Below are 16,672 nucleotides of genomic sequence, written 5' to 3'. Positions count from 1 at the left end.
TCTAGGTTGACGACAGGGGTTCGTCAACCCGAAGTTGACGGTAGCTGGATCTCGGAATGATCAAGACGGCAGCCGTGGTCGCCGTCGGCAGCGACAGCCGGGTGGCCGCGGCGCATCCTTACGCGGTGACGGGGGCGCGGGAGGACGACGGGTCGGGGCCGGACCACGAGCGCACGGCGGTGACGGACACCCGCGAGCGGGGCCACGCGGTGCGCCGGGTGCTGCGGCGCACGGTCGGCAGCGCGTGGGACGACGACATCTTCAGCGAGTCCGCCTCCGCCGCGTTCTGGCAGACGCTGTCGCTGCCACCCCTGCTGCTGGGCCTCTTCGGCGTGCTCGGCTACGTCGGCGGTTGGTTCGGCCCGGACACGGTCGTGGCCGTCCAGCAGTGGATCATCGACCTCACCAGCGGCGTGTTCAGCCGCAACGCGGTGGAGGAGATCATCGTCCCGACCGTGGCGGACGTCCTGACCTCCGCCCGCGGTGAGGTGATCTCCATCGGGTTCGTCCTCAGCTTCTGGTCGGGATCCTCGGCGATGGCCGCGTTCGTCGATGCGGTGACCAGGGCGTACGGCCAGTACCAGCTGCGCAACCTGGTCTGGCAGCGGATCCTCGCGATCCTGCTCTACCTGGTGGGTCTCTCCGTCGGGATCGTGTTCCTCCCGATCATCGCGCTGAGCCCCGACCGCCTGCTCCCGCTGCTCCCCGATGCCTGGGAACCGCTGGCGGGAGTGGTGCTCGGCTCGCTGTACTACCCGTTCATCGGGCTGGTGCTCGTGCTGGCGCTCACCACGTTCTACAAGATCGCGCTGCCGCTCAAGCCGCCGTGGTACCGGGGTCTGCCGGGCGCGCTGCTGGCCGCCGTGGTGTTCCTCGTCGGCGCGACTGGCCTGCGCCTCTACCTCGACTGGATCACCGGCACCGGCTACACCTACGGCGCGCTGGCGGCACCCATCGCCTTCCTGCTCGGCAACTTCTTCATCGCGCTCGCGATCATCCTCGGCGCCCACCTCAACGCCGCACTGCAGGACCTGTGGCCCGCCCCGCTGCGCCGACGGGGACGGCGTGCCGAGCGGCAGGCCCCGGTGCAGGATCTCGCCCACGCGGTCCGGGTCGCACCGGAGGTGGCCGCCGCTGTGCTCGAACGCCTGGACTACGTGGTCACGCGCCCGGCGGCCGGCGCCACCGGCCCTCGGGGCGGCGGAGCGGGCGACGTCCGCGGCGACGCGTGAACGGCACCGGCGGGTGCCCTCCTGATCCGGAGGAGGGCACCCGCCGGTGGACGCGCGGAGGTCAGCGCCGCGTGGCGTCCCGGGAGCCCGGCCGCTGGGCCGCGGTCAGCGCCGACCACGTCTGCTGCTGCACCCGCACCATGGTCTCGACCATCGAGGCGAAGATCCGGACAGGCGCGAACGCCAGTTCGACCCCCGACGCGACGGCCTTCGCCGGCATGGCCGGGACGACCCATCGGGTTCCCGCCGCGGCCGGCTGACTGGGCGCGGGCGCCCACCCCTGCTGTCCCTGCGGACCGGGAAGTCCCTGCGGGCCCGGCAGCCCGGGGGGCCCGGGAGGGCCGGCCGGCCCCTGCGCGCCGCGGATTCCGGGCTCGCCCTGCTCGCCCTTCTCACCGCGCTCGCCCTGCTCGCCCTTCTCGCCCTGCTCGCCCTTCTCGCCCTGCTCGCCCTGCTCGCCGCGCGACCCCTGCTCCCCGGGCTGGCCCTTGTCGCCGGGCTGGCCCTTGTCGCCGGGCAGGCCCTTGTCGCCGGGCAGGCCCTTGTCACCGCGCTCGCTGGGCAGGCCTTGCTCGCCGCGCTCGCCCTTGTCGCCGCGCTCACCCTTGTCCCCGGGCGCACCCTTCTCGCCGGGAGTGCCCTGCTCCCCACGGGGGCCCGGCTCGCCGCGCGTACCCGTGTCGGGGCTCGCTGTTCCCCGGACGCCCTGGTCGCCGCGCTCGGCGAGCGCGGTGCGGGGCTTCGTCTCTCCCGTCCGGGTGGGGGTGGCCTGGTCCGGCTCGTGTCGTGGGGCCTGCGCGGCGCGGGGACGGTCCGTACCGGTGCTCCGGCGGGCCGTCGGGGTCGATTCCGCTGTCTCGTCTGCCATGTGCGTTCCTGTTCGTCAGCGCTCGGGATGTGTGGCTGTCTCGGGTGTGGCACCGGGTACCGGCGCCCACCTCCGATAGGTATCCCAGGCAACGATCGGCAACCCGAGCGCCCGGGTCGGACCCGTCACAATCGGTTCTCGAACGTCCGTTCGAGTTGTCCACCGGGCTGTCCACAGCTGTGGATGCCGTCCGGCACCGCAACCGCGGCGCCGCCAGGATGGGGGCATGAACATCGTCCGCTGGGGAGTGGTGGGTCCGGGCCGGATCGCGGAGAAGGTGGTGGCCGACTTCCCGCACGTACCGGGAGCGGACGTCGTCGCGGTCGCGTCCCGGTCGGCAGAACGCGCCCAGGCCTTCGCCGACACCCACGGGATCGCCCGCATCCACGACTCCTACCGCGCGATCGTCGAGGACGACGCCGTCGACGCGCTGTACATCGCCACCCCGCACCCCCACCACCGTGCCGTTGCGCTCGCGGCGATCAAGGCGGGCAAGGCCGTGCTGGTGGAGAAGGCCTTCACGGTCACGCCCGCGGCCACGCGGGAGATCGCGGAGGCGGCCACCGACGCGGGGGTCTTCGCGATGGAGGCCATGTGGACCCGCTTCCAGCCCGCCGTGGTGCGGATGCGGGAGCTGATCGCCGACGGCGCGATCGGCGAGGTCCGCGCAGTGCAGGGCGAGCTGGGGGTGAACGCCCCGACCGACCCGCTCGACCGGTACTACAACATCGCGATCGGCGGCGGCGCGCTGTTCGACCTCACCGTGTACCCGATCTCGTTCGCCCAGATGGTGCTCGGCACCCCCGACACGGTCGCCGCCCACGGCACGCTCGACCAGAACGGCGTCGACATCGAGGAGGCCGTGCTGCTGGGCTGGGCCGACGGCCGCACCGCGTCCCTCTTCACCTCGCTCCGCTGCGCCACCCCCGGGCAGATGCGCATCTTCGGCACCGGCGGCTGGGTCGACCTCCTGCCGCGCTTCCACCACCCCGACACGTTCGTGCTCCACCGCACCGGGCACGACGCGGAGCAGGTGACGGTGCCGCACGTCGGGGGCGGTTACGCCCACGAGCTGCGCGAGGTCACCGACGGTGTCCTGGCGGGGCGCACGCAGAGCGAGGTCATGCCGCTCGCCGACACCATCGCGGTGCAGGACGTGATGGGTGCGGTCGCCGACCAGCTCGGCATGGTGCCGCAGGAAGGGCCTGCCGAGCTCTGAGCGCGGGGTCGGGCCGTCGGTCGGGAAGAAGGCATCATCGCCGCGTGCAGATGCGAATCGATCTGGTCACGGTCGTCGTCGAGGAGTACGACCCCGCCATCTCGTTCTTCGTCGACGTCCTCGGCTTCGAGCTCGTGGAGGACTCCCCGTCGCTCACGAACGACGGCAGGCCGAAGCGATGGGTCGTCGTGCGGCCACCCGGCGCCGAGACCGGGCTGCTTCTCGCCCGCGCCGATGGGGAACGTCAGTCCGGTGTCGTCGGGAACCAGGTGGCCGGCCGAGTCGGGTTCTTCCTCCGGGTGGCCGACTTCGACGCCGCCTGTCTCCGGATGGCGTCCGCGGGCGTCGAGTTCGTGACCCCGCCCCGTTCGGAGGACTACGGGCGCGTCGCGGTCTTCCTCGACGTCGCCGGCAACCGGTGGGACCTGCTCGGCGCTCCGGTGGTGGACTCCGAATGAACGACACCTACGAGGTCCTCGAGCTCGTGCAGGGGTTCCCGGGTCGCAGCACCCGGCACGGCGTGCTCGGCTGGAGCAGCGTGACGCTCCTGCGCGGGACCGACCGGCTGGTGCTCGTCGACTCGGGGAGCTTCGGGATGCGGGCGGTGCTCGCGCAGCGGCTCGCCGAACACGGCGTCGAGCCGGGTGACGTCACCGACGTGCTGCTGAGCCACACCCACCACGACCACGCCGCCAACTACCTGCTGTTCCCCGGAGCCGCGGTGCACGTCGGCGCGGCGGAGCTCGCCTGGGCGCAGGCCGTCGGTCCCGCGTTCGGCCCGGTGCCCGAGCTCTACGTGAAAGACCTGGCGACCAACCCGCGAACCCGCCCGATCGAGACCGGGCCGGACGCGCGCTGCCGGGTCGTGCCGGGCATCACGGCCGTGGCCGCCCCTGGCCACACCCCGGGCAGCCTCGTCTTCCTGGTGGAGGGGACCGCCGGTCCCGTCCTGTTCACCGGCGACGCCGCGAAGAACCGTGCCGAGCTGCTGTCCGGCGACGTCGACATGACCACCGACCGCGACGCCAGCAGGCGCACCCTCGCGCTCATCACGGCTCTGTGGCGCGCGCGGCCCGGGACCGTCGTCGTTCCTGGCCACGACGTCCCGCTCGTCTGGCCGGAGGGGCGCGACCACCCGGAGTACCTCGGTGTCCGGGAGGCCGGGATCCAGGCGTGGTTCGGCGACGACCTCGCCACCACCCACGACGTCGACCTCACCGGGACGCGTCGCGTCGGCGACACCGGTGGCGCAGACTGGCCGCGGCGCCCGAAGGAGTGAGGCGGAGGATGCGGGAGATGCGTGTGCTGCGGCTGGTGGTCCACGTGCGGACGCGGGAGCCGGTGCTGCTGCTCGGCGAGGTCGACGGCGACCGCTGCCTTCCCGTGTTCCTGCACCGCGGCCCGGCGGAGGTGATCGCGGCCGGTCGGAGGGACGAGTCCCGCCCGCCGCTGCCGCAGGACGTGCTCTTGCCGGTGGTCACGGGCCTCGGACACCACCTCGACGGCGCCGAGATCACCGAGCTGCGCGAGGGCAGGTACTCGGCCGCGCTGGTGTTCGACGGCGGCCACCGCGTTCCGGTCCGGCCGAGTGACGCACTGGCCTTCGCGGTGCGGGAGGGCCTGTCGATCGGCGTGGCAGACGCGATCCTCGACGAGGTCGGTCAGCCGGTCAGCGACCTGTTCCCGAACGGTGCGGACGCCCCGCCGGACCAGCAGCTGCGCGACTTCCGGGAGTTCCTCGACGACGTGTCACCCGACGATTTCGGACGCCCTGGCGGCGGCTGACTCCCGGCGGACGACGATCGCTCCCAGCCCGGCGGCGACGAGGCATGCGATGGCGCCGAGCACCAGACCGGCGCGACCTCCGAAGTGCTGGCTGACCACGCCGGCGATGGGGCCGCCGATCGGCGTCGACCCGAGGAACGCGACGGCCCACAGCGCCATCACCCGTCCCCGCATGTGCGGTGCGGCGGTCAGCTGCAGGGTGCTGTTGCCCGTTGACTGGAAGGCGACGCTCGCCGCTCCGACCAGGGCCATTCCGCCGAGCGCCAGCATCAGCGTGGGGGAGAAGGCGGTGGCCAGCAGCGCCACGCCGAACGCGGTGGCCCCGACGACCATCGACTTCATTCCCGTCCGTCCCCGTGCGGCCACGTAGAGGCCACCGACCACGGCGCCGACGCCCATCGCGGCGGTCAGGAAGCCGTAGGTGCGGGCATCACCGCGGAAGGTCTCGCTGGCGACGATCGGCAGCACCACCTGGAACTCGTACGCGAGGCAGCCGACCAGCCCCATCATGAGCAGCGGCACCGCGAGCTTCGGCGTCCGGCGGACGTAGCTGAAGCCCTCACGCAGCTGTCCGGGAGCGCGGGGAGCGGGGTCCGAGGGGCTGAGCTTCGACGTGTCGAGCCGGCTGAGCGACACGACGACGGCGACGAAGCTCAACGCGTTCAGCATGAAGCACAGCCCGATGCCGCCGGTGGCGATGACGATGCCGGCCACGGCCGGACCCACGGCGCGGGCGCAGTTGACCAGCACCGAGTTGAGGCTCACGGCGTTGCGCAGGTCGGTCGGACCGACCATCTCCAGGACGAACGACTGGCGGGCCGGGTTCTCGAAACAGTTGTTGAGGCCGAGCAGGAAGGCGAGCGCGTACACGTGCCACAGCTGGACGACGCCGGTGATCGTCAGCAGCCCGAGCAGCAGCGCGAGTGCGCCCATCATCGACTGGAGGCCGATCATCAGCTTGCGCTTGTCCATCCGGTCGGCGATCACGCCGCCGTACGGACCGAGGACGAGCGTCGGCAGGGTCTGCAACGCGACGACGAGGCCGAGCGCCGTCGCCGAGCCGGTGAGCTGCAGGACCAGCCAGGACTGCGCGATCGTCTGCATCCAGGTGCCGACGAGCGAGATGGACTGGCCGCTGATGTAGCGCCGGTAGTTGGGGTTGGACAGGGACGCGAAGGTCTGCCGGCGCAGCGCATCGAGAGGGGCGAGGGTTCGCTCGCCGACGAGAGTCACTGGTTCTCCTTGCGGGGTACGGCGGGGGTCAGCTGGTCGGCGAGGGACTCGAGTGCGGGCAGCGCGGCGAGCAGCTCGGCCGCGTGGGCCGCTGGCATCGTCGCGAGACGGGCGCTGAGCAGCTGGGTGCGTTCGGCGCGCAGGCGCAGGTGCTCCGCACGCCCGACGTCGGTGCACTCCACGCGAGCGGCGCGCCGGTCGTCGGGGTCGGGGTCGCGGCGGAGCAGACCGCCGTCCTCGAGCTTGGCCACGATGCGCGAGAGCATCGTGGGGTTGACGCCCTCGACGTCAGCGAGTTCGGACAGGCGTACCGACCCGAGACGCACGACCGTGGCCAGCACGGATGCCTGGGTGCGGGTCAGCGCGTCACCGCGCGACTGCCGGTCGAGCAGGCGCGAGATGCGGGCGAGTGCGATCCGGAGGCGGGCGACTGCCTCGTCGTCGAAGGTGTCCGTCATGTCGCCTCCTCAGATAGTTGCCTGACAACAAGCAACTATACGCCCGAGGAAGTATCACCGCTGGTGAGGGGGATGTGAGCCCCGATACGGGGAGAGCTTGCGGTGTGGCCGGTCGACCCGACCGGCACCCGGTCAGATCCGGGCGCTCGCTCGTGCCTCGATCGCGGTGCCGGCCAGAACGAGACATCCGATGGCGGGTGGCAGGAGTACCGGCAGCTGCCAGACGAGCGCGGTGACGGCGACGAGCGCACCGACCAGCAGCGCGCAGCCGGAGAGGTCGGCCGCGGCGCGAGCGCCCGCCAGCCGGAGCAGGATCGACCACGCCGGGCCGTCCGCGCGCCACAGCGCCGCGGCGCGGAGCAGGACGACGAGCCCCGCGACGGCGGTGGCGGCGACCACTCCGGCCACCGCGACGGCACCGGGGAGCCCGGCCCGCACGACCACGAGGGCGTCGAACCCGAGGAGCGCGCAGCCCCCGACGACACCCGCGGCCGCGGGCGCGCTGGTGTGCAGCGCCCGCCGCAGGTCGCCGGCGAACACCCGCGCCCCGCTGGTCCGGTGCTCGACGAGCCTGCGGACACCCGAACACCCGGCCGCGAGCGCCGCGGGAAGGGTGACCAGCGGCAGCGCCGCGACCGCCACCAGCACGCCGAGCAGCAGGCACTCGGCGAAGAGCTCCAGCCGGCCGAGCCGGGTGGTGTCGCTGCTCATCCCTTCATCCCCGAGGTCGCCACACCCTCGACGAGGTAGCGCTGGAACGCGAGGAAGAACAGCAGCACCGGGATCAGGGCCAGCAACGACATCGCGATCATCGCGCCGTAGTCCGACGTGGTGGTCTGGTCGATGAACGCCTGCAGCGCGATCGGCAGCGGGTAGTTCTCCGGGCTGTTGAGATAGAGCAGCGGGCCGAGGAAGTCGTTCCACGTCCAGATGAACGTGAAGATCGAGACCGTGATCAGCGCGGGCCGCGACAGCGGCAGGATGATGTTCCAGAACAGCCGCAGATGCCCGCAGCCGTCGATCGTGGCGGCCTCGTCCAGCTCCCGCGGCAGCGTGCGCATGAACTGCACGATGAGGAACACGAAGAACGCCTCGGTGGCCAGGAACTTGCCGATCAGCAGCGGCACGAACGTGTCGATCAGGCCGGCCCGCTGGAAGATGATGTACTGCGGGATGATCATGACGTGGAACGGCAGCAGCAGCGTGCCGATCATCATCGTGAACATCAGGCCCCGCCCGCGGAAGCGCAGCCGGGCGAAGGCGTAGCCGGCCATCGCCGACGACGCCACCGTGCCGATCACCGAGAGCACGGCCAGCACCACGGAGTTGCGGAAGAAGCTCCAGATGCTCACCCCGGCGATGCCCTCCGCGGCCCGGGCGTAGTTCGCCCCGGTCGGCGTGGCCGGGAACAGCTCGAGGTTGCCCACGATGTCCCGGGACGGCGTGAACGACGCCCCGATCGTCCAGGCCACCGGGTAGAGCAGCACCACGAGGATCGCGAGCGCGGCCACGTGCCAGACCACCGAGCGGACGCGGGTGGTCATCAGCTGCTCCCGTCGTTGTAGAAGACCCACGAACGCGAGGTGCGGAAGAGCACCGCCGTGACCAGCCCGACGGCCAGCAACAGCATCCAGGCCATCGCCGACGCGTAGCCCATCCGGAAGTCCTGGAAGCCGCGCTCGTACAGGTAGAGCGTGTAGAAGAGGGTCGACCCGGCGGGTCCGCCGAGACCATTGCCACTGCTGACGACGAACGCGCTGGTGAAGGCCTGGAACGCGCCGATCGTCTCCATCAGCACGTTGAAGAAGATCACCGGCGACAGTGTGGGCAGCGTGATCGACCAGAACTTCCGCCACGGGCCCGCGCCGTCGCACTCGGCGGCCTCGTACAGCTCGCGCGGGATCTGCTTGAGCCCGGCCAGGAAGATCACCATCGGGGCGCCGAACTGCCACACCGCCAGCAGCACCAGGATCATCAGCGCCCGCGACGGGTCGCCGACCCAGCCGCCCGAGGGGAAACCGAGCGCGGTGAGCACCCGGTCCACCGCGGCGTCGTCGCTGAACAAGGCCCGCCAGGTGATCGCGATGCTGACGCTCGCGCCGATCAGGGACGGCGCGTAGAACGCCGACCGGTAGAACCCCTGGCTCCGGCGCGGGCGGGCCAGCAGCATCGCGACGGCCAGCGCGACGGCGAGCTTGAGCGGTGCCGAGATCACCACGTACGTCAGCGTGACCAGCACCGACTGCCGCCACCGCTGGTCGGCGAACATGTCGACGTAGTTCTGGAGCCCGACCCACTCCGGTGCGGTGAACAGGTTGTAGTCGGTGAACGACAGGTAGAGCGACGCGAGCATCGGCCCCAGGGTCAGCAGGAGCATGCCGAGGATCCACGGGCTCAGGAAGAAGTACCCGGCCGGCCCGTCCGTGCGCAACGATCGCTTCGCGCGCCCGCTCGTGCCGCCCTGCTGGGGACCGGCGCTCGGGCGCAGGCCCCGGGACAGGGCAGGCCCTGCACTGGTCCCCGCTGTCACCTGAGCGCCGCCTCGGTCTCGGAGAACCACTGCGCTACGGCGTCCTGCACCGAGATGCGGCCGTAGGCCAGCTCCTCGTTGATGCGCAGGAAGGCGGAGTCGGCGGTGCCCACGCCGGCCGGCGGGATGGTCGGCGCCACCGTCAGGTACTGCGCGATCGTCTTCTCGTACTCGGCCACGGCCGCGTCGGTCGCCGACAGCTTCGGAGTGGCCGCCGCGCGCTGCGCGTTGCTGGCCGGCAGGCCGCGGTTACCGCCGAAGATCTCGCCGACCCGCGGGTCGTTGACCATGAAGTCGATCAGCTGCGCCGCCTGGCGGGGGTGGTCGGTGCCGCTGAACGCCGAGAGCAGGATGCCCGGACGCAGCCGGATCCCCAGGTCGGCGGGGTTCGAGCTGGGCAGCGCACCGAGAGCGAGCTTCCGCTCGGACTCGCCCGCGTAGCGGGTGACCATGCTGTCGAGGTTCACGGTGGAGGCGGCCAGGTCGGCGCCCATCACGGTGACCGGCAGCGCCTGGGCCACCTTGTCCTGGGGCGGGAACGCCCCGGCCGCGCGCAGGTCGACTCCCTGCTGCCAGAACCGCTCCAGATCCGCGGGGGTGGCCTCGATGCGGCCGTCCTCGGTGAACAGGACCTTGCCCTGCTGGCGCAGCCAGATCTCGAAGACACCCATGATCGACGTGTAGTCCCACGCGCCCGCCATGCCGGAGGTCTGCGCGACCTTCGTGATCGCCGCCCCGTACTCCTCCCAGGTCCAGCGCTCGGGGACGGTGACCCCCGCGGTCTGGAACGCGGCCGGGTCATAGATCAGGCCCCAGGTGTTGCCGGACAGGGCCACCGCGAACCGTTCGCCGCCGACCACGCCGGCCTGCTGCAGGCCGGGCAGCAGGTCGTTCACGGGTACCGGGTTCTCCGACTTGTCGAGGTCCAGCAGCAGCCCCCGGTCGCCGTACTCCCGCAGATAGCTGAAGTCCATCTGCAGGACGTCCGGGGTGCCGCCGCCCGCCGACTCCGTGTTGAGCTTCTGCCAGTACTCGGCGAAGTCGGAGAAGTTCGGGATGATCTTGATGTCGGGGTGGTCGGCCTCGAAGATCGCGATCGCCTGCTGCATCAGAGCGGCGCGGTCGGCATTGCCCCACCACGAGTAGCGGAGCTCCACCGGACCGCCGTCCCCACCGCCGCCTCCGCCGCTCCCGCCGCAGGCGGTGAGCAGCAGGACGGCGGCGCAGGCCAGCGCGGCGAGGAGACGGGATCGGTGCCGCTCTCCGTTGAGCATGCGTTCCTCCAGATCGGTAGGGGGAGTCAGCGGGACCGCTGCGTCAGGGACTTCGCGCCCAGCGCGGCGAGGTGCGCGGCGCCGTCGGGGTCGTGCTCGCCGTCCGCCACGACCACCGCGTAGCGCAGGTGCAACTCCGCGTCGTCGTCGAGCACGTACTCGGTCTCGCCGAACGGCGCCGGACACAGGCACGCGTAGAGGCCGGAGCGGACGAACCACGGCGTCGGGTGCCGCAGGTTGTCCTCGGCGTCGACGAACACCAGCGTGGAGGCGTCGCCGCCCTCGTCGTGCCGTCCGGTGAAGCCCAGCCACGGCCCGTGGACGCCGTTGAGGTCGTCGTCTCCGGACCGGCCGGGGGCCAGCACCGTGCCGCCGGTCCAGGAGCGCGGACCGCGCCAGAACAGCCCGGCGTACCCCGCGCCCTCGCGGCCCTCGGTCGCCGGGCTGCCGATGGGCAACGCTCCCCCGGAGACGTTGGTCAGCCGGGTGGACCACGTCAGTACCCAGGCGTTCGTGCCCGCCGCAACGGTGACGTCGATGCGGCGGTGCTCGACGATCGCCGTCTCCCCGGCGGCCGTGACCCAGTCGAGGACGTGTCCGATCGTGGCGCTGTCCGCGTCGGCGTGCAGCACGTCGAAGCTGCGGTGCCGCATCGAGCCGTCGTTGTCCGACTGCCGGTAGCCGGGGCCCCGCGTGTAGGTCGGGCCGCCCCAGAAGTTGTGCTCCCCGACGTTGGGCAGCGCGAAGCCCAGACCCTTGTGCCACACGTGGTCGTGCGGGCGGTAGAGGCTGACCAGCTGCCCGGACAGCGTCCGCAGTGGATGGACGTAGGGCCGCGGCGACTCGAGCTGCGGGTCCCACGGGTGCGTGACGTAGCGGAGCAGCTGTGCGCCGTGGTGGGTGACGGACACCGAGCGGCCGTGTTCGTGCTGCAGCCCGAGCCCGAGGGGGGCGGGCTCGGGCAGCAGGCCGCCGACGGGGCCGCTGGCGCCGGCGTAGGGCATCAGCGTGCCGAGCTGTCGGCGGGGAACGGGGGCCGGGCGCTCACGGATCTCCGATCGACGGTGCCGGGGGTCGGAAAGCGCTTGCAACGGTCGCATACGACACGCAAACGCACAATCGGCAGTTTTCCGAAACTTCCGACGGTCCGGGCGCCCACGCCACCACCCACCCGGCCCCCGCGCGACGGGAGAAGGTCGCACCGCGACATGGACACATGTCGCGGAATCCGGGCCCGAAAATCAGCCACACGTGTCCATGTCGCCCCCACCCCGCGAGTCGCCCGGAATGCGTGCGCGAGTCGCCCGTTCCGGCAGGCAGGCTGGCCAGTCCGGCTCTGCGCCGCCGCGACATGGACACATGTCGCTGTTCAGAAGCGGTCTCGCGCAGCGTCGTGTGTCCATGTCGCGCCTGCTCGGCGGGTGCGCTGGGGGACTTGCGCACGGAAACGGGCGACTCGCGGGGCGGGAACGGGCGACTCGCGGGGGTCAGTGGGGGGCTGGGCCCGTGCTCTCCCGGAGGACCAGGTGGGTGGCGAGCTCCACGCGTGGTGGGGGTGCGCCGGTTGCGCCCGCGGTGTCCTCCGCCGCCAGCACCAGCCGCACGGCCTCGCTCGCCATCCTGGCCAGCGGCTGGCGCACGGTCGTGAGCTGCGGTGTCATGTGCTCGCAGAACGCGATGTCGTCGAACCCGACGACGGAGAGATCCTCGGGGATGCGCAGGCCGCGCACCGATGCCTCCTGGTAGACGCCGACGGCCTGCATGTCGGAGCCGGCGAAGATCGCGGTCGGGGGGTCGGGCAGGTCGAGCATCTGCTGCGCGCAGAGCCGTCCGCCGCGCGGCCGGAAGTCGCCGAAGTGCACGAGGTCATCGTCGACGGGGATCCCGGCGCGACCGAGTGCGGCGCGGTACCCCTCGATGCGTTCCTGGCTGCACACCAGCTGGGGACGCCCGGAGATGACGCCGATCCGGCGGTGGCCGAGGGACACCAGGTGCTCGACGGCGCTGAGGCCACCGGCCCAGTTGGTGGCGCCGACCGTGGCGAAGGAGGGGTCGCTCCCGCCCACGGGGTCGAGCAGCACGATGGGCGTGTGCAGGGCGGCCAGTTGCTCGACCGCCTCGGGTGCCGCCTCGCTCACCACCAGTACCAGGCCGTCGGAGCGGCGGGAGGCCAGCCGGTCGAGCCACTGCCGGTCGCCGGCGGGGCCGTCCTCGGCTGAGGTGAGGACGACCTGCGCGCCCGCCTTCCTGGCCTCCGCCTCGGCGCCGCGCAGCACCTCCACGATCCAGGGGGAGTCGAGGGTGGGCAGCACCATGTCCACGAGGCCGACGCGCCGGAGCGTCCCGGGCTTGCGCCGCTGGTAGCCGCGGTCGGCCATCACCTGCTGGACCCGCAGTCGGGTGGCCTCGGCGACGTCGGAGCGGCCGTTGAGGACCTTGGAGACCGTCGGAACCGACACTCCGGCCTGTTCGGCGATCTCCGCGATCGTCACGCGGCTGCTGATCCTGTCCAGGGGTCCTCCCGTGTTCGGGCCTGAGGCGGCGCGAATGCTAGCCGAAACTTTCTGCCGGTCACAGCGCGATATCGGTGGACCGGCGGGGCCTTGACGGGGGCGGGCGGGAAACCTACGGTCGGCCCTCAGTTCGCAAGTCTCGGAAAGTTTCGGCACCGGCTCGAAGGGGAGTCATGTGACCAGTCGATCCCGGCGTGCCCTCCCGACCGCCGGAGCGCCGGCTCCGGCCGGGAATGTCGTGGCCGTTCCCGCCGTCGCGGGGCCGGGTCCGGACGAGGCGAACTCTCCCCTTCACGTGCCCCCGACGCACGTTCCGCACGTCCTCATGCGGCGGACGACCCCGCAGCAGCCCGCCGACGCCAGGGTCCCGGCCGCCGCCTGACGCGGGCGCCTGCCGAGACCAACCACTGATCCGACTCCCCGATGGAGAGCACATGCCCACCTGGTCCACCGTGCGGACGACGCTGGTTACAGCGGCCGCCGTACTGACCGTCACGGCCACCGCCGCCTGTGGCACCGCCGGCCCCGCAGGGGCGGGCGGTTCGGGCGGGCTGACGCTGTGGACGCTCGAGAACGAGGGCATAAACGGTGTGCAGCAGGCCGCCGTCGACTCGTTCAACGCGGGCGAGGGGCCGGACATCGCGCTCCGGACCTACGTCAACGACCCCTACAAGGCGGCGCTGCAGACCGCGATCGGCTCGCCGAACGCTCCCGACATCTTCTACAACTGGGGCGGCGGCAACCTGAAGGGCTACGTCGACGCGGGCCAGGTCGCCGACCTGACCGCGGCGCTCGACGCGAAGCCCGACGTCAAGGACGCCTTCCTGCCCAGCGTGATGCAGGTCGGCACGATCGACGGCAAGATCTACGGCATCCCGATGCAGGGTGTGCAGCCCGTGTCGTTCTTCTACAACAAGGACGCCTTCGCCAAGGCCGGCATCACCGCGTTCCCCACCACGTGGCAGGGCTTCCTCGAGACCGTCGACAAGCTCAAGGCCGCGGGGATCCAGCCGATCTCGCTGGCCGGCTCGCAGCCGTGGACCGAGCTGATGTACCTGGAGTACCTGCTCGACCGCAACGGTGGCCCGGACAAGTTCCAGGCGATCGCCGACGGCAAGCCCGGCGCGTGGAGCGACCCCGCCGTGATCACGTCGCTGACGCAGATCAAGGATCTCGTCGACCGGGGTGCGTTCGGCAGCAACTTCTCCGCCGTGAACTACGACAACCAGGGCTCGCAGGCGCTGCTCACCAGCGGTCGTGCGGCGATGGAGCTCATGGGGTCGTGGGAGGTCACGAGCCTCAACGACAACTTCCCCGACTTCCTGAAGGCCGACAAGCTCGGCTGGGCCGACTTCCCGGCCGTCGAGGGCGGCACGGGCGACCCGAAGAACCTCGTCGGTAACCCGAGCAACTTCTACTCGGTGGCCGCGAGCTCGAAGGACGTCGCGGCGGCCACGAAGTTCCTGGTCGACAACATGACCAGCCCGGCCTACGTCAAGGGCATGATCGACGTCGGTCAGGTGCCGGCGATCAAGGGTCTGGACCAGCAGGTCGCCACCGGGCAGTTCGCGGCCTTCAACCAGTACTCCTACTCCGCGGTGCAGAAGGCGCCGACCTTCACCCAGTCCTGGGACCAGGCTCTCGCCGCCGACGTCTCGCAGTCGATGCTGACCAACCTCTCGCAGGTGTTCCTGGGCAGCATGACCCCCGAGCAGTTCGGCCAGGCCATGGACGCGGCCTCGAAGTGAGTCGTTCGACCTCGCACGTCGATGTGGCGCGGCCCGGCTTCGGCTGGGTCGCGCCCGCGCTGGTGTTCTTCGGGCTGTTCGCCCTGGTCCCGATGCTGGCCCTGGTCTACCTCAGCTTCACGTCCTACGACGGGCTGAACCCGCCGGTCTTCGTGGGTCTGCAGAACTGGCAGACGCTGGCCGGGGACCAGATCTTCCTCGACTCGCTGCGGCTCTCCGGGATGCTCACCCTGCTCTCGTGGCTGCTGCAGACCGCCGTGGCGTTGCCGCTGGGGGTCTACCTGGCGGGGAAGGAGCGCACGCGGGCCGTGCTCGCGGCGATCTTCTTCGTGCCGCAGCTGATGTCCGGCGCGGCGATCGCCGTGCTGTGGGGCACGCTGTTCGACCCGAACTTCGGGCTGGCGAGCGTGCTGGGCCCGCTGGTCGGGGTGCCCGACGGCAACTTCATCGGCAACCCGTCACTGGCGTTCTACGTGGTCCTGTTCGTGATCTCGTGGCAGTTCATGCCGTTTCACACCCTGCTCTACCAGGGTGCGACCCGCGCGATCCCGGAGTCGCTCTACGAGGCGGCCACCCTGGACGGGGCGGGCCGGTGGCGGCAGTTCCGGTCGATCACGGTGCCCCAGCTAAGGGCCACGATCATCACCTCCGGCGTGCTGATCGTCGTCGGGTCGCTGACGTACTTCGAGATCGTGCTGATCCTGACCAACGGCGGGCCCGGCACGGCCACGCGGATCCTGCCGCTGCACATGTACGTCGAGGGCTTCCGCAGCTTCCAGATGGGCTACTCCGCCGCGCTCGCCGTGGTGCTGCTCGTGATCGGCACGGCCCTCTCGCTCGTGATCACCCGCGTCACCGGATATCGGCAGATGGCCAGTCAGCGGGAGGGACTGTGACAGCGACAACCCCCTCGACCGAGCGGCCACCCGCTCCGCCCAGCACGTCCAGCGGGCCCACGGAGCCGGAGCGCAAGCGGTCCCGGAGGTCGGTCTCCTACCGGCGGCCCAACGTGGTCGGCGGCCTGGGCGCCGGCGTCTGGTTCGTGATCGTCGCGGTCCCGCTGTACTTCCTGGCGGTCACGAGCTTCCGGGCGTCCGGGGCCTACCTCAGCGACGGGCCGTTGGCGCTCCCGAGGAGCCTCACCGCCGACAACTACATCACCGTCCTGACGTCGCAGTTCCCGCGCTACTTCATCAACAACCTGCTGGTGACGGTGGCGTGCGTCGCGATCGTGATCGTGCTGGCGCTCCCGGCCGCGTACGCGATCGTGCGCAGCCGCAGCAGGCTCGTCTCCACCGGCTTCTCGATCGTCCTGCTCGGGCTGGCGGTGCCGGCCCAGGCGGTGATCGTGCCGCTGTACCTGATGATCACCCAGCTGCGCCTGTACGACTCGCTGCTCGCGATCATCCTGCCGACGGCCGCGTTCGCCCTGCCGCTGTCGATCGTGGTGCTGACGTCGAGCCTGCGGGACGTCCCGAAGGAGCTGTACGAGGCGATCACCATCGACGGGGCGGGCACCGTACGCACGCTCTTCTCGCTGGTGCTCCCGCTGTCCCGCTCCGGGCTGGCGACGATCGGCATCTTCACCGCGCTGCAGGCCTGGAACGGGTTCCTGTTCCCGCTGGTGCTGACCCAGAACCCCGACGTCAGGGTGCTCACGCTCGGGCTGTGGGACTTCCAGGGCCAGTACGGCACGAACGTCCCGCTGGTGACGGCCGCCGTGACGTTGTCCCTGCTCCCTCTGCTGGTGGTCTACCTGCTGGCCCGCCGCTTCCTGCTCGCAGGCCTCACCGCGGGCGCCGGCAAGTGAAC

At 71.3% G+C, this 16,672-nt stretch carries 17 protein-coding genes; 8 read left to right on the top strand and 9 right to left on the bottom strand.

Annotated elements, in window-relative coordinates; translation table 11 throughout:
* Window positions 1-56: 56 nt before the first annotated feature.
* On the top strand, window positions 57-1,232 hold the full coding sequence (locus tag ACQPZA_RS35905; RefSeq protein ID WP_433276897.1) for a YihY/virulence factor BrkB family protein: 1,176 nt from the start codon (window positions 57-59) through the stop codon (window positions 1,230-1,232).
* A gap of 61 nt (window positions 1,233-1,293) precedes the next feature.
* On the opposite strand, the gene ACQPZA_RS35900 is transcribed toward ACQPZA_RS35905, so the two are convergent.
* Window positions 1,294-2,100, bottom strand: coding sequence for a hypothetical protein (locus ACQPZA_RS35900; protein ID WP_433276894.1), 807 nt, complete (start codon window positions 2,098-2,100; stop codon window positions 1,294-1,296).
* A 226-nt stretch (window positions 2,101-2,326) separates the two neighbouring features.
* Between ACQPZA_RS35900 and ACQPZA_RS35895 the strand changes: the two genes are divergently transcribed.
* Genes ACQPZA_RS35895 through ACQPZA_RS35880 form a run of 4 tightly spaced genes read left to right on the top strand, consistent with a single transcriptional unit; the run spans window position 2,327 to window position 5,104 of the window.
* Window positions 2,327-3,319, top strand: a complete 993-nt coding sequence (locus ACQPZA_RS35895; RefSeq protein WP_433276892.1) for a Gfo/Idh/MocA family protein — start codon at window positions 2,327-2,329, stop codon at window positions 3,317-3,319.
* Window positions 3,320-3,369: 50 nt separating this feature from the next.
* Window positions 3,370-3,777, top strand: a complete 408-nt coding sequence (locus ACQPZA_RS35890) for a VOC family protein (RefSeq protein WP_433283128.1) — start codon at window positions 3,370-3,372, stop codon at window positions 3,775-3,777.
* Entirely contained in the window at window positions 3,774-4,598 is an 825-nt protein-coding gene (locus ACQPZA_RS35885) for an MBL fold metallo-hydrolase (RefSeq protein WP_433276890.1), read from the top strand. The genes ACQPZA_RS35890 and ACQPZA_RS35885 overlap by 4 nt, the downstream gene beginning before the upstream one ends.
* 8 nt (window positions 4,599-4,606) lie before the next feature.
* A complete protein-coding gene (locus ACQPZA_RS35880) occupies window positions 4,607-5,104 on the top strand; it encodes a bifunctional nuclease family protein (RefSeq protein WP_433276888.1) in 498 nt (165 codons plus the stop codon).
* Here ACQPZA_RS35880 and ACQPZA_RS35875 read toward each other — a convergent pair.
* From ACQPZA_RS35875 to ACQPZA_RS35840, 8 genes are all read right to left on the bottom strand, one after another.
* Window positions 5,069-6,337, bottom strand: a complete 1,269-nt coding sequence (locus ACQPZA_RS35875) for an MFS transporter (protein ID WP_433276886.1) — start codon at window positions 6,335-6,337, stop codon at window positions 5,069-5,071. The two genes, ACQPZA_RS35880 and ACQPZA_RS35875, sit on opposite strands and share 36 nt — an antisense overlap.
* A complete protein-coding gene (locus ACQPZA_RS35870; protein WP_433276885.1) occupies window positions 6,334-6,795 on the bottom strand; it encodes a MarR family winged helix-turn-helix transcriptional regulator in 462 nt (153 codons plus the stop codon). Before ACQPZA_RS35870 ends, ACQPZA_RS35875 begins: the two co-directional genes overlap by 4 nt.
* Before the next feature lie 132 nt (window positions 6,796-6,927).
* A complete protein-coding gene (locus ACQPZA_RS35865; RefSeq protein ID WP_433276883.1) occupies window positions 6,928-7,506 on the bottom strand; it encodes a hypothetical protein in 579 nt (192 codons plus the stop codon).
* The gene (locus tag ACQPZA_RS35860; RefSeq protein ID WP_169394963.1) at window positions 7,503-8,339 is read right to left on the bottom strand and encodes a carbohydrate ABC transporter permease; all 837 of its coding nucleotides are present in this window, start codon (window positions 8,337-8,339) and stop codon (window positions 7,503-7,505) included. Before ACQPZA_RS35860 ends, ACQPZA_RS35865 begins: the two co-directional genes overlap by 4 nt.
* Complete coding sequence (locus ACQPZA_RS35855) at window positions 8,339-9,226, bottom strand: carbohydrate ABC transporter permease (protein WP_407692191.1); 888 nt, start codon at window positions 9,224-9,226, stop codon at window positions 8,339-8,341. The genes ACQPZA_RS35860 and ACQPZA_RS35855 overlap by 1 nt, the downstream gene beginning before the upstream one ends.
* A gap of 95 nt (window positions 9,227-9,321) precedes the next feature.
* Window positions 9,322-10,599, bottom strand: coding sequence for an ABC transporter substrate-binding protein (locus tag ACQPZA_RS35850; RefSeq protein WP_433276881.1), 1,278 nt, complete (start codon window positions 10,597-10,599; stop codon window positions 9,322-9,324).
* Between the two features lie 26 nt (window positions 10,600-10,625).
* The gene (locus tag ACQPZA_RS35845) at window positions 10,626-11,603 is read right to left on the bottom strand and encodes a PmoA family protein (protein ID WP_433276879.1); all 978 of its coding nucleotides are present in this window, start codon (window positions 11,601-11,603) and stop codon (window positions 10,626-10,628) included.
* A gap of 483 nt (window positions 11,604-12,086) precedes the next feature.
* Entirely contained in the window at window positions 12,087-13,091 is a 1,005-nt protein-coding gene (locus tag ACQPZA_RS35840) for a LacI family DNA-binding transcriptional regulator (RefSeq protein WP_433276877.1), read from the bottom strand.
* Between the two features lie 455 nt (window positions 13,092-13,546).
* Between ACQPZA_RS35840 and ACQPZA_RS35835 the strand changes: the two genes are divergently transcribed.
* From ACQPZA_RS35835 to ACQPZA_RS35825, 3 genes are read left to right on the top strand one after another with little or no spacing between them, the layout of a single operon-like run.
* On the top strand, window positions 13,547-14,860 hold the full coding sequence (locus ACQPZA_RS35835; protein ID WP_433276875.1) for an extracellular solute-binding protein: 1,314 nt from the start codon (window positions 13,547-13,549) through the stop codon (window positions 14,858-14,860).
* Window positions 14,857-15,756 (top strand): carbohydrate ABC transporter permease, encoded by a 900-nt coding sequence (locus ACQPZA_RS35830; RefSeq protein ID WP_433276874.1) that lies wholly within the window; start codon window positions 14,857-14,859, stop codon window positions 15,754-15,756. Before ACQPZA_RS35835 ends, ACQPZA_RS35830 begins: the two co-directional genes overlap by 4 nt.
* Window positions 15,753-16,670 (top strand): carbohydrate ABC transporter permease, encoded by a 918-nt coding sequence (locus ACQPZA_RS35825; protein WP_433276872.1) that lies wholly within the window; start codon window positions 15,753-15,755, stop codon window positions 16,668-16,670. Before ACQPZA_RS35830 ends, ACQPZA_RS35825 begins: the two co-directional genes overlap by 4 nt.
* Window positions 16,671-16,672 lie beyond the last annotated feature (2 nt).

It is taken from the genome of Pseudonocardia xinjiangensis (assembly GCF_050948425.1).
Taxonomy (GTDB): Bacteria; Actinomycetota; Actinomycetes; order Mycobacteriales; family Pseudonocardiaceae; genus Pseudonocardia; species Pseudonocardia xinjiangensis.
Note: the sequence above shows the minus strand (reverse complement) of the source record. Positions and strands in the feature narration are given on the sequence as shown.